Origin of the sequence: Acinetobacter calcoaceticus (genome assembly GCF_900520355.1) — a bacterium.
Classification (GTDB): domain Bacteria; phylum Pseudomonadota; class Gammaproteobacteria; order Pseudomonadales; family Moraxellaceae; genus Acinetobacter; species Acinetobacter calcoaceticus_C.
Genome location: NZ_LS999521.1, coordinates 1,252,731 through 1,265,102, shown reverse-complemented (window position 1 = coordinate 1,265,102; position 12,372 = coordinate 1,252,731). Strand labels below are relative to the sequence as shown.

The window sequence follows — 12,372 nt, the reverse complement described above, 5'->3', positions numbered from 1 at the left end:
TTGTACCGTTCTAAGGGCAAAACTTAAAAATTTATTGGTGGATTGTTATGGGTAACTGGGTGGATATTTCAAAAGATACCAATACAGGTATTGAAACAATCCGTGCCCATTTTACTGGTCATGCTTATGATCCCCACTGGCATTCGAGCTATTTAATTGGTGTAACTGAATCCGGCATTCAACAATTTCACTGTCGTAAAAAGCAAATCAATAGTCATGCGGGGCAAGTCTTTATGCTTGAACCAGAAGAAATCCATGATGGACATGCTCCTGCGTCTGATGGCTTTACCTATCAAATGCTATACCTACATCCAGACTGGTTAAAACAACGAATCCAAGGCTTATTTCATAATAGCCCTGATCACTACGAGTTAGTCATTGATGCACCATTAAAATCAGATGAACAACTCGCTATTATTACTTCTCAAGCATTCCAGCATCTGCACTATAAAGAAATGAATATCGTCAAAGATAATAGTCTAGACCTACTTATTCAGTATATCGCACAAGGGAAATGGCTAAAAAAAGCTCACCAATCGCCTTATACTCACACGCCTCGAATCGCATACCAAATCCGAGATATTTTGCATGATCATCTATTTGAAGATATCGGACTTGAAGACATCGCTCGCATGATAGGCCTAGACAGATACCATATTCACCGCATTTTTAAAGCAACTTTTCACTTGGCACCTCATCAATACCTCATTCAACTTAGACTTACACGAGCGCGTGATTTACTCGCCAGAAGCATATCTCCCGCACAAGTTGCTTCAGATTTATGCTTTGCTGACCAAAGTCATTTAAGTCGGTGGTTTAAGCGCTGCTATGGTTTAACACCTGCGGCCTATAGAAAAATTTGCACAAATCTTCAAGATTAAAAATCTTAATTATTTCATCTTGTAGCCCCCTATTCGCTAAAACAGACAAGATGGAAAACCTTATTGCATTTTCATTATTTGCTATTGTTGCCTCAATTACTCCCGGCCCAACTAATTTTATAATTTTAAATTTAAGTAGCCGTTATAAAATTTCTAAAACATTTCCTGTCATTTTAGGTTCTTGCATCGGGGCTGCTCTACTTGTGCTCATCGTTGGCATTGGGCTGGGTTCAACCCTTCTAGCTTACCCAATTATTCAAAAAATTATGACTCTCATTGGTTTAATCTGGCTCACCTCGTTGGCTTGGAAATTATATAATTACAACCCTATTATTCATTTAGAGCAAGACAAAGAAAAAGATCCGATTGGTTTTCTTACTGGCTTTTTTATGCAAGCAGTTAATCCTAAAACATGGATGATGGCTTTTGCAGTGATTAGTGTCTACACAAAACAGGGGCAAGATATCTGGGTGAATATCTCAATTTTATCCTTCATTTTTTTTGTTATAGCTATTCCTTGTCTTTACACATGGGCTTTAGCTGGCAGGCTAAGCAAACGATTATTTTCAAAACCAAAGCATATGAATATTTTTAATAAAATGATGGCGCTAACACTACTCATCTCTGTATGGTTACCAATCCTATCTAATTTTTAATGTATAAATTAGAGCATATAACTTTTAATTATTAATTTTCTAATATTAATAAATACTTATTCTGATAATTTCATAAAATAACTTTTTACTGAATATTCATTTAATGAACTCATACTTTTTTATTTTGAGAAATATATAGCTCAAAACATATGTTACTTTTTGTTATTTATGTAAAACCCATCTCAACAATAAAACCAAATAACCAATTGATATATAAAGTTTTAATGTAAATTTTATTTTGTAAAATTCGTCTATATTTTATACAATTGTAGGCAATTTCTTACAACCATGTAAGTCAAAACCTACAAATTAACTCATTGTTTTTCTTATAATTAATTTCGGCACATATAAGCACTCTTTACTATTAAATAGAAAGCTGAATATTAATGAAGAGATCTGGAGAAACGGTAACATTATCTTTATTAATATAAAAATTCTTAATAATAGAAAAAGAATCTCAAAAAATTAATATGTACTATCTTTCCTCTGGAAGCAGAGGAAAGATATTTTTTTAATCATCAGATAGGATATAAAAATGTTTATTGCAAAAAATATATTTGTATATTTACTATCAATGTTAGCTTTATGCTTACTGATTATTTTCTTTAACTATTTAGGAATGAATGAGACGACCAACCTTCTGCTCTCTTCAGCACTTTTTGGAATATTTATTACTTGGTATTTCAAAGGTAGTGGACTATGTCTCGCTTTATTTAGCTTTTTTTACTGGGCAATGTTTGTGATTAGCCAAAGTTTAGAAGTGATATGGATGCTCGCAAGTTCAGTCATTGTATATCTTGTTATGACTAAAATGATTCCTAAACTCAAGACTATCCATATCGGGGTGATAGCTAGAAAGGGTTCACCCCACGCTTAACCATACCTACTTTCTTACCTGTATTAATTTTGCTTTGCTCAGCAATTGATAATTCATTTAAGAAAATTTTTAAATTCTGCTCATCAAGACGAATGGGATTAAAACTAGTTTCTCCCATACTTAAAAAGAAAGATTCAATATTCGTATTACGTTGTACATATTTCATTGACCAACGTTGAAAAGAGTTCTTCTCAATGGAATATGTACACAGCCATTTAACATTGTAATGCCTTTGATCATTTTTAATTTTTTCAAATAATTGTTCCACTAACTCTTGCTCACCTTCTAGGCATTGAAAGAAAGCATCATCAGCATAATAGAGCACACCACAAATTTGATTCAAATCATTGAAATTTCGAGCTTCTGTCAGGATATCACGTAAATCTTGTAATAAATCTTCATTTTTTTCGTTTCGTTGGCTGGCATAACACAGTCTAACGTTCATTAACAATTCCGTGAAATATAAAATTTCTTTATCTAAAGATTTTTCAATCTAGCACATATTTATTCCTGATCATTTATATTTTATACCTACACTAAATCTATGTTTTAAAAACAACCGATGAGTGATCGCGAAGATTTATTAGACATACAAACTATTAGACATAAAAAAAGCCCTCTTTAATAAGGCTTTTATAGTATTTAAAAGAACAACAGAATTTCTTTTAAAAGACTGAAATAAAAAAAAGCACTAAATAGTGCTTTTTTTTCTTACTGAAATATTATTGTGGAATAATATTTACAGCATTTGGGCCTTTTTGCCCTTGAGTAACAGTAAACGTTACACGTTGACCTTCGTGCAAAGTTTTGAAACCTGAGCCAGAAATTTCTTTGAAGTGAGCAAACACATCTGGACCATTATCTTGTTGAATGAAACCGAAACCTTTAGTTTCGTTAAACCATTTTACTGTACCACTTACTGTATTAGACATGATATATCCTACTGATTTCTAATATTTTAGTATCATCTTACAATGACGCTAACATAACTTTGAAAAAAGAATAACAAATTGAGTTAAGATCTTAAAAAACGAAGGATTATGACTAAAACTACGATACTTTAAAGAAGATTTACTAACAAGACTTTTTTCTAGTTAAGAGCATGATACATGAAATAAATTTCTATTCAAGCTTTTTATTAAAAAAATTTTATAAATTATAATAAAAAACAGAAAAACAATAACTTAATAGAGCAACTAAAATATTAATATATTCTCTACTTAACCAACGACTTAGATCTGATTAGATAAAATATCAAGGAACAGAAAGGTAATCGCTCATAATTTATTCAATGGCTAAATGAAAATATGAACGAAGGCATGAAATAATTTGAGCTTTAAAAAATCTAGGCAATAAAAAAACTCCTAAAAAGGAGCTTTTTTTTAAATCATTGGCAGAGGATCAAGGACTCGAACCTTGACGAACGGTTTTGGAGACCGTCATGCTACCATTACACCAATCCTCTATATGTACGATTAAATAGCTAATGATTTAATCATAAAAAAAGCAAGAACATCGTCTTGCTTCTTCTAATGGTGGGGGCGAAGAGACTCGAACTCTTACACCTTGCGGCGCTGGAACCTAAATCCAGTGCGTCTACCAATTTCGCCACGCCCCCATCTGGGACATTTATTTAAAATAAATGTGGCAGAGGATCAAGGACTCGAACCTTGACGAACGGTTTTGGAGACCGTCATGCTACCATTACACCAATCCTCTTCCAAAATATAGATGAATTAACATCTACATTAAACTTTAAGATTTAACTTAAAGTGGTGGGGGCGAAGAGACTCGAACTCTTACACCTTGCGGCGCTGGAACCTAAATCCAGTGCGTCTACCAATTTCGCCACGCCCCCGATGGCTGTGTATATTAGCGATAAGATCTAACAGTGACAAGTGTTTTTTTTCTAAATAAATCTGACCGTGTAAATTGTATACAGAAACTAGATCAATGATTTTTATCAGATTGAAACTGCTTTTAAGCAATTGATCGCTTCAGCAGCATTTGTAAATCGATTTTGCTGCTTTTTTTGCAATAAGCCTGAAAGTAATGGATAAAAACTCATAAACTGTGCGGGTAATTGAATGGTTAAATTTTGGCAATGCAATACTGCCCAATCATAGTAATTGCTTGCTTCTAAGCGAGTTTGGGTTAACCATTCATATAAAACAACACCAAATGCGTATAAATCGCTTTGTATATCCTTACACGCCCCTCCAAACAGCTCTGGCGCCATATATCGTGGCGTAGCATCCATCCTTGAATCTGAACTTGATAAAAGTCGGGCTTTCTCAAAATCAATCAAATAAGAATTTTGCTGAAACTTTCGAAAATGCTCTTTCTTAATATCTCCATGAATCCAACCAAATCTATGGAGTTCTGCGAGCTTATCTAACGCGAACCAAATCGTATGATATATATCAGTTAAATCTGTCTTAGAAAGCAATGATCCAAACCACAAATCAGTATGAGGTAAAATTAAAACCCTGCCTAAAGAATGGTTCAACTGAGGAATGGCACTCACTTCGATTAATTTATGGGGTAAAAGCCACGCAGGTTTCTGATGATTAATTTCTTCGTAAAATAATTGTTCATGGATAAAATCCTGCTCACTTTGAACATGCGTTTTAGGCAAATGATATTTTAACCAATAATCTTTGTTATCTATGCTAAATGTCCATAGATACCGCCCTAAAGCGGCACTCGCAGGTTTTGTCACACTTTTTAAGTTCTCAATATGCGAAGCAAAATCATGCTTCAGCATAGTAAGACTCTGGCTGTTGTTGCTTTTCTTCAAAACGCAAAACTTCTAAGCAATGCTGAATCGTCTTGCCAATACGAGCATGGGTCTCAATTGAAGAAATTTTTGGCCAAGTCGCACGCTCCCCTTCTCGTTGCAAACGTTTAAACAAATGTGGACGTGGGTTTTGTAAAGTATAGGTATAGTGACTCAAGCCATATTTAGCAATAATATTAACATCGCCATAATAACGCTGCCCCATTACGCCATATCCATGATCTAACAATCTTCTGACTGGAGAAATAGAACCAAGTCTTTGACGGGTAAAATCCATAATTCCCATCGACAGTACTTTGCCTTGACGTCTTAAAATACGTTCTGGCCAGCTTAAAACATCCTTACGAAAGCGGTCTGCATCATTTTGCATAAATGGCACAATATGTGGGTTAACCTGACTGGCAATGGTGTAATTTAAATTATATAAACGTGCCATTCTCTCTTGCGGAAAATCATTTCTTACACTGCCATCTACCCATTTTGTGTTTGCCATATAAGGTGTATGTTCACCGTCATAACGTTTACTGGTTAAACGTACTGGCGGAAATAATACAGGTACAGCACATGAAGCCAATACAGCACTCCACACTAAAACATTTGGGGTCATAATGGCATTCATGATCCGCGGGTTTTCGGTTGCATCATAGGGAGCAACCGCAACATTAATATTTAAACCAGATTTTTTGAAAGCTTCCTCAAAAGTAAGATCACCTAAGTTTTCAACAAGGAATTTTTTCAAATAATGCACATCGGCAATGCCACCATTCCCCTTAATGAGTTCACGAAGTTTTCTAAAATGAAAAGCATCGCTAAAGAATTGTTCTCCATTTAATAAATTTTGAACATCTTCACTAGCAGAAGTTCCGAGCATGCCTGTCATAATTGCCCCTGCACTTGAGCCAGACAACACTTTAGGCATTAAGTCTTGTTCAATTAAAGCTTTACACACCCCAGTGTGGAAAAGACCTAGAGTCGCCCCACCTGAGAACATAAGAGCCGGTTGTCCATATGCTTTTTCACAATTTTCAAAAAACTCAATTTTTTCTTTTCGTTGGAAAGTAATGCATTCACTTGAAGCAATATAGGCCAAGCTTTGGCTAACTTCTTCAATATAATCTTCAATTAGTTTTTTTGTGCCCACATGCGTTGCAGCAAAAAGCATTGGATGACCAATGTTTGCAATATCGTATGTTAGGCCTTCTTTGAGTAGATAGATTAAATCTAATGTTCGATGTTGCTGGCGGTATCTTTTCAGTAAGGTATATCGATAAGAAATAAGTTCCGCATCGAAATAAGGTGAACTATTATCAAATTTCCACTCTTGCACACCAGTTTCTTCATCTAGTTTTAATGCAAAAGACTTCCACTCTTCATAAGATTCAGCCATGTCTAATTGACGTTGTAATTTTTTGATACGGTAAGCCTGATGCGGATTCATATCACTTCGTATTTTTTCAAACATATTTCGTCCTCATCTTCACAGATGATTTTACTGAATAGACATGACAACACTATGCGCGGTCTGAAGATTTCAATCAATTGCAAAACCGATAAACTGTATAGCAACAACTTTTTTGTCAGCCTGTTATTTTCGGTGTTAGTATCTTAGTAAATTACTGTTTAACATGATTGACTTACCATGGCTACCATTGATTTACCAGACAATTTAGTTCAGACATTATCACTTGTATTAAATCAATTACAGCAAGTCTTACCTGAACCTAAACAAGAGACAGATTTTACTGCACCTGCATTTAGATGGGAAAATCAGCAGCTTAAAGCCATCTATACGCCCAAAAATATTTATTTAGATGACTTAAAAGGTATCGCCCGCCAAAAAGAAAAAATTATTCAAAATACTTTGCAATTTTTAAATGGTTTACCAGCAAATGATGTACTTTTAACAGGCTCACGTGGTACAGGTAAATCATCTATTGTGCGTGCTTTATTGACTGAATATGCAAATCAAGGGTTACGTTTAATTGAAATTGAGCGTGATGATTTAGCAGACTTACCTAAAATTCAAAAACTCATTCAAAACCGACCTGAAAAATATATCGTATATTGCGATGACTTAGCTTTTAATGCTGAAGATGAAAACTATCGTAGTTTAAAAAGTGTATTAGATGGCTCACTACAATCTGGTTCGAGTAATTTTATTATTTATGCAACCAGTAACCGTCGCCATTTGTTACCCGAATTCATGCATGAGAATACACCTGTAACTAGAGTTGATGTTCCACAATATACTGAATTACATCCACAAGAAGCCATTGAAGAAAAGATCTCTTTGTCAGATCGCTTTGGTTTATGGTTATCTTTTTATCCAATGGACCAGAGTTTATATTTAGAAATCGTAGAGCATTATATTCATAAAGCAAACATGACTTTTAGTGACGAAGTTCGTGCTGAAAGTTTACGTTGGTGCCAAATGCGTGGTCAACGCTCTGGACGTGCTGCTTACCAGTTCTCAAAGCACTGGATTGGTTTAAATGGGTTAAAACAGTTGTCTAACAATTAAACGAAATGTCCCGCAAAGCCCTGGCTTTGGCCTAAAAACCGCTTAGATTTGGCAGTTGTTTCTCATAATCTAAAACAAAGATAGTCCTATCCTTATTTAGGTTTATATATGAAAAAACAATTGCCCAAAATTTCTATAGGCAGCAAAGTTTTAGGTCAAAGCTTATTGCTCGCGCAAGGCGCCTTGGATCAAGCAGAAAAATACTCAACTATTCCTTTTACGCAGTCTCATATCATTCGCCCACGAGTTGATGAAAAATATTATAGCTGGACACATTACGGTATCTTTTTTCCCCTTTTACCCAAACCACATCGTTATCTAAATATTATGATTTTATTAGGCACACCTGGTGCGCTAGCCTTTGATCATGACGACATAATTAATGAAGACCCCAGAAAAACTGCCACTTTTTTTTCAAGTACCGCCGCAGTTGAGCAAGCTTTGCTTAAGGCTTACATCGTTCCTAATGATACAAAAATTGATAAAGACGGAAGCTTGATAGAATTAGGCAAAGAAATTTCAATACAAGGGACATTTCCGCAAGTTCATATCCATGGACATTATGATGGACTTGATTTCGACTTTGATATTGATGTTACATCATATGTTTCGTGGTTTATAAAAACACCAATTTATGATCATTTTAGTTTATTGGCAAAGTTTAAAGGCTTTTTAATTTATCAAGCAGAACGCATTGAAAGTGAGGGACTCTGTACGTATGAATATGCACGAGCAGTTGGTCCACATAGTTTCATAAACAAACTTCTTCCTGACGCTTATAAACTGCCGCTTGATTTTTTTACTTATCAAATTATTAATTTAAATGAGACCACTCAACTTCTTCTTACAAAAGCAGATATTGCTGGACAGACAGTAGCTTATACCCTGCATATTAGACATCTTGATCAGCCAGCTGAAATTTATACAGATGTTAGCTTTGACGTTATTTCTCATCAAGTCGATGAATACATCTCACCGACTGGAGAAAAAATGCGACTTCCGAAATACTTTTCGTGGATTGCTCGAAATGAGAATAAACAAATTATTTTGAATATTCAGGCAGAAATTGACTGCCCACTCCGTTATGGTCATGGGCGAGGTTATGCTAGTGGCTATAAATTTACTGGTAATTACTTCGGCAACGAAGTTCAAGGCCGTGGTTATATCGAATACATTGATATCGAAAACCAAAAAGCTTTTGAATAAAAATAGTTTTATTCAGGAATAGACAATTCGGTCATTGGCCAACGTGGTGTTGTGGTTACAGCTAAACCATCATGTTGACCTGCTTTTAAGCGCTGATAACCAGCAAAAGCAATCATTGCCCCATTATCAGTACATAAGGCAGGTTCAGCATAGTAAACTTGTGCCTTAATTTTAGCTAATGAAGTTTCCAACTGTTCACGTAATCGTAAATTTGCGCTCACCCCACCTGCGATAACTAAACGTTTTAGTCCAGTTTGCTTTAGAGCTTTTACTGATTTTTTTACTAAGGTATCTACAATTGCTTCTTGGAATGAAGCTGCAATATCCGCGTCTCGATTTTCACCATTCAATTTTTTCAATTGCACAGAAACTGCGGTTTTTAAACCACTAAAAGAAAAATCTAAACCTTGATGAAGCATTGGGCGCGGAAATGCAAATGCTGACGGATTACCGCTTAAAGCTAATTTTGCAATATTTGGACCGCCTGGGTACGGCAAACTCATCATTTTTGCAACTTTATCAAAAGCTTCTCCAGCTGCATCATCAATAGACTCACCCAAGAGTTCATATTGACCAATACCGTGAGCGGCCATTAATTGTGTATGTCCACCTGAAACTAATAAAGCAACAAATGGAAATTCGGGTGGTTGACTTGAGAGTAGAGGTGCCAACATGTGCCCCTCCATATGATGAACACCAATTGCAGGTTTATTTAAAGAAAAAGCTAAAGTTCTTCCAAATAAAGCCCCTGTCATTAAGGCTCCCATTAAGCCAGGACCTCGCGTATAAGCAACCGCATCAATCTCTTGCTTTTTTATTCCGCTTTGGTCAAGCAATTGATTCATTAAAGGAATTAATTTACGAACATGGTCACGAGAAGCAAGTTCAGGTACTACTCCACCATATTCGGCATGAAGTTTAATCTGACTATAAAGAACCTGTCCCCGTAAGCCGAGTTCGCTATCATAAAGTGCCAACCCTGTTTCATCACAAGAAGTTTCCAAGCCTAAAACAATCATCAAAACTGCCTTTTATATGAGTCAAAATATTGCAATCGCTATTATAGACTTGTGATATGAGTTGTAAATGAGTAAAATACTGACCTTCACTTGTGATCCGGCACAATAGTGTGCTTGATCTTATCCATAATCTAGAGGATTTTACATGCCACAAGTTAAGTTGAAAGAAGGCGAACCAGTTGACGTAGCTATCCGTCGTTTCAAACGTTCATGCGAAAAAGCTGGTGTTTTAGCTGACGTTCGTAAACGCGAATTCTACGAAAAACCAACTCAAGAACGTAAGCGCAAAAAAGCTGCTGCAGTTAAACGCTACCAAAAGAAATTGGCTCGCGAATCTGTACGTACTACTCGCCTTTACTAATTAATTTGTGATTGACTGCTGAATTATGACTACTTTAAAAAACCAAATTACTGATGCATTAAAAACTTCTATGCGTGCCAAAGATATGGCAACAGTGACGGTTTTGCGTGGTCTACAAGCAGCAATTAAGCAAATCGAAGTCGATGAGCGCAAAGAGCTTGGCGACGCTCAGGTTCTTGCGGTCATTGAAAAGCAAATTAAACAACGTAAAGAATCGATCAAAGCCTTTGAAGGTGCTGGTCGTGATGATTTAGCTAGTAAAGAACAAGCCGAAGCTGAGATTTTATCTCAGTTTCTACCAGAAGCTATGACTGAGGAAGAGCTTGATTCTCTCATTGAGCAAACGATTTCTGCTCAAGAAGCAACTAGCATGAAAGATATGGGTAAGGTGATGAATTCTCTACGTCCGATCATAGCCGGGCGTGCCGATCCTTCTATAGTTTCAGCAAAAATTAAAGCTAAATTAGCTTAATTTCTTCTCTTAAATTTTATATTCCTTCAAACTAAAATTCCTTTTAGTTTATGCATATTTGTCTAACTGAAAATTTTGAAAGATCTATCTTCAAATTTTCATTCTTCGCTCATCTTGCATTTGTTTTAATCTACTGTCTATTCTAGCTGACATTGCTTGATTGTCTTTTGCTAAACGCTGAGCATGCAACATTGATTTAATTGCATTTTCTTCACTTCCAGACCAATATTCAGCTTCTGCTCGATAGCGCAAAACATTAACTGCTCTCAACGGTCCTGCCTTGTCCAAATTAGCGGCTTGCTGTAAAAATTGCCAACCTTGTATATCTCTTGGGTTTTTATTAATAAATCGTTGAACAAGCATTTGAACTTGTGCAAATTTTCCTTGACGTAACAGCACTTCAGCCAATTTATAACTAAAAGCTCTATTTTCAGGCATAGTCATTTGTGTAGAAGCGATTGAAGAATAAGCTTGATCAAGTTTGTTTTGCCCCAGATAAATATCTGTCTGCAATAAGATAACAAGGGGTTTTCCACTAGATTTCACTTGATCTAAGGTAGATTGTGCCTGTGCATAATCACCCTGTTTTGCATAAAAAGCTGTCAAACCAATAAGACCAGCAATATTTTTCTGAGAAGCCAAACTCTGTAGTTGGTTTTCAGTAGCCTGATTTGAAACCACCATTGTGTACCATTTTAAAATTTCAAAATCTGCATCATACATACGATTTTTGACTTTAGGCATTTGGTTTGCACGAAGCCGAGCTTCACTCATACGCTCGGTCGTCAATGGATGAGTCAGCCAAAAATCTGGTAAAAAACTTACCCGACTCGTTGCACGATGCATTGTTTCAAAATAGTCTGCCATACTTTGAGGGTTAAAACCCGCTGCATACATATATTGCATGCCAATACGGTCTGCTTCACGTTCCTGATTTCGACTATATGTTAACTGGCTATCCATTAGTGCAGCCTGTGTTCCCAACATCACTGCTGCGCCTGCATCTCCACCGCCCTGTGCAGCTATTGCCACCCCTGCTAAAAGCCCAGCTAAACTTAATAAAGTTTGTCCCTTAAAGGCTTCCTCTGAACGGCTAAAATGTCTTTGTGATACATGCGCAATCTCATGCGCCATAACCCCAGCAATTTCATCAATATTGCGAGCTGAAGCAATAAGCCCAGTATTGAGCGCAAATAGGCCGCCCGGAACAGCAAAAGCATTAATTTGTGGATCTTTAATAACAACTAGACCAATAGGCTGACCAAGTTGAGTCTCACTCAAAATACTTGAAAATACTTGGAAAAATTGGTCTTCGAGCCAGATATCTTGGAGAACTGGCATTTGCTTATGAACTTCACGGAATACTTTTTCACCAATAAATTTTTCTTTTTGTTGATCAAGCAAGCCTATCCCACTTCCAATATTCGGAATTTCCACCTGATTTGCAGATGACTGAGGGTCGAAAGACTGTGCAAATGAAGCATTTGCTATAAAAGTCGCACTTAAAATAACTGGCAAAAATCTCAAAAGTTTTTCTCTATTAAAATTAAACCATAAAAAAAGTCTACTGATGTGAACC

The 12,372-nt window shown here is 36.0% G+C and carries 13 protein-coding genes and 4 tRNA genes; 7 read left to right on the top strand and 10 right to left on the bottom strand.

The window, feature by feature from the left end; genetic code table 11:
- The first annotated feature begins 47 nt into the window (after positions 1 to 47).
- From AC2117_RS06005 to AC2117_RS05995, 3 genes are all read left to right on the top strand, one after another.
- Complete coding sequence (locus tag AC2117_RS06005) at positions 48 to 881, top strand: AraC family transcriptional regulator (RefSeq protein ID WP_133972597.1); 834 nt, start codon at positions 48 to 50, stop codon at positions 879 to 881.
- Positions 882 to 931: 50 nt separating this feature from the next.
- Positions 932 to 1,537, top strand: coding sequence for a LysE family translocator (locus tag AC2117_RS06000; RefSeq protein ID WP_133972595.1), 606 nt, complete (start codon positions 932 to 934; stop codon positions 1,535 to 1,537).
- A gap of 535 nt (positions 1,538 to 2,072) precedes the next feature.
- Complete coding sequence (locus AC2117_RS05995) at positions 2,073 to 2,414, top strand: hypothetical protein (RefSeq protein ID WP_042897118.1); 342 nt, start codon at positions 2,073 to 2,075, stop codon at positions 2,412 to 2,414.
- Here AC2117_RS05995 and AC2117_RS05990 read toward each other — a convergent pair.
- The 8 genes from AC2117_RS05990 to AC2117_RS05955 form a co-directional block, all read right to left on the bottom strand.
- Positions 2,389 to 2,859 carry an AnBLUF65 family BLUF photoreceptors gene (locus tag AC2117_RS05990; protein WP_133972593.1) on the bottom strand — a complete coding sequence of 157 codons (471 nt, stop codon included), beginning with the start codon at positions 2,857 to 2,859 and terminating at the stop codon, positions 2,389 to 2,391. The two genes, AC2117_RS05995 and AC2117_RS05990, sit on opposite strands and share 26 nt — an antisense overlap.
- Before the next feature lie 277 nt (positions 2,860 to 3,136).
- Positions 3,137 to 3,346: a cold-shock protein gene (locus AC2117_RS05985; protein ID WP_003650775.1), complete on the bottom strand. Its 210-nt coding sequence runs from the start codon at positions 3,344 to 3,346 to the stop codon at positions 3,137 to 3,139.
- A gap of 459 nt (positions 3,347 to 3,805) precedes the next feature.
- Positions 3,806 to 3,879 (bottom strand) — tRNA-Trp (locus AC2117_RS05980).
- Between the two features lie 68 nt (positions 3,880 to 3,947).
- A tRNA-Leu gene (locus AC2117_RS05975) sits at positions 3,948 to 4,032 on the bottom strand.
- Between the two features lie 27 nt (positions 4,033 to 4,059).
- Positions 4,060 to 4,133: transfer RNA gene (locus AC2117_RS05970), tRNA-Trp, on the bottom strand.
- A 54-nt stretch (positions 4,134 to 4,187) separates the two neighbouring features.
- Positions 4,188 to 4,272: transfer RNA gene (locus AC2117_RS05965), tRNA-Leu, on the bottom strand.
- Between the two features lie 105 nt (positions 4,273 to 4,377).
- Positions 4,378 to 5,181 carry a protein kinase domain-containing protein gene (locus tag AC2117_RS05960; protein ID WP_133972591.1) on the bottom strand — a complete coding sequence of 268 codons (804 nt, stop codon included), beginning with the start codon at positions 5,179 to 5,181 and terminating at the stop codon, positions 4,378 to 4,380.
- On the bottom strand, positions 5,168 to 6,676 hold the full coding sequence (locus AC2117_RS05955; protein ID WP_133972589.1) for a DUF3336 domain-containing protein: 1,509 nt from the start codon (positions 6,674 to 6,676) through the stop codon (positions 5,168 to 5,170). The genes AC2117_RS05960 and AC2117_RS05955 overlap by 14 nt, the downstream gene beginning before the upstream one ends.
- Before the next feature lie 177 nt (positions 6,677 to 6,853).
- Here AC2117_RS05955 and AC2117_RS05950 point away from each other — a divergent pair, with 177 nt between their 5' ends.
- The gene (locus tag AC2117_RS05950; protein WP_133972587.1) at positions 6,854 to 7,735 is read left to right on the top strand and encodes an ATP-binding protein; all 882 of its coding nucleotides are present in this window, start codon (positions 6,854 to 6,856) and stop codon (positions 7,733 to 7,735) included.
- A gap of 108 nt (positions 7,736 to 7,843) precedes the next feature.
- Entirely contained in the window at positions 7,844 to 8,941 is a 1,098-nt protein-coding gene (locus tag AC2117_RS05945) for a DUF6670 family protein (RefSeq protein WP_133972585.1), read from the top strand.
- An 8-nt stretch (positions 8,942 to 8,949) separates the two neighbouring features.
- On the opposite strand, the gene tsaD is transcribed toward AC2117_RS05945, so the two are convergent.
- Entirely contained in the window at positions 8,950 to 9,960 is a 1,011-nt protein-coding gene (gene tsaD / locus AC2117_RS05940; protein WP_133972583.1) for a tRNA (adenosine(37)-N6)-threonylcarbamoyltransferase complex transferase subunit TsaD, read from the bottom strand.
- A 145-nt stretch (positions 9,961 to 10,105) separates the two neighbouring features.
- Between tsaD and rpsU the strand changes: the two genes are divergently transcribed.
- On the top strand, positions 10,106 to 10,321 hold the full coding sequence (gene rpsU, locus AC2117_RS05935; RefSeq protein ID WP_001136722.1) for a 30S ribosomal protein S21: 216 nt from the start codon (positions 10,106 to 10,108) through the stop codon (positions 10,319 to 10,321).
- Between the two features lie 25 nt (positions 10,322 to 10,346).
- Complete coding sequence (locus AC2117_RS05930; RefSeq protein WP_042897124.1) at positions 10,347 to 10,793, top strand: GatB/YqeY domain-containing protein; 447 nt, start codon at positions 10,347 to 10,349, stop codon at positions 10,791 to 10,793.
- A 90-nt stretch (positions 10,794 to 10,883) separates the two neighbouring features.
- Here the strand turns inward: AC2117_RS05930 and AC2117_RS05925 are convergent, their stop codons facing one another.
- A complete protein-coding gene (locus AC2117_RS05925) occupies positions 10,884 to 12,311 on the bottom strand; it encodes a M48 family metalloprotease (RefSeq protein ID WP_133976216.1) in 1,428 nt (475 codons plus the stop codon).
- Positions 12,312 to 12,372 lie beyond the last annotated feature (61 nt).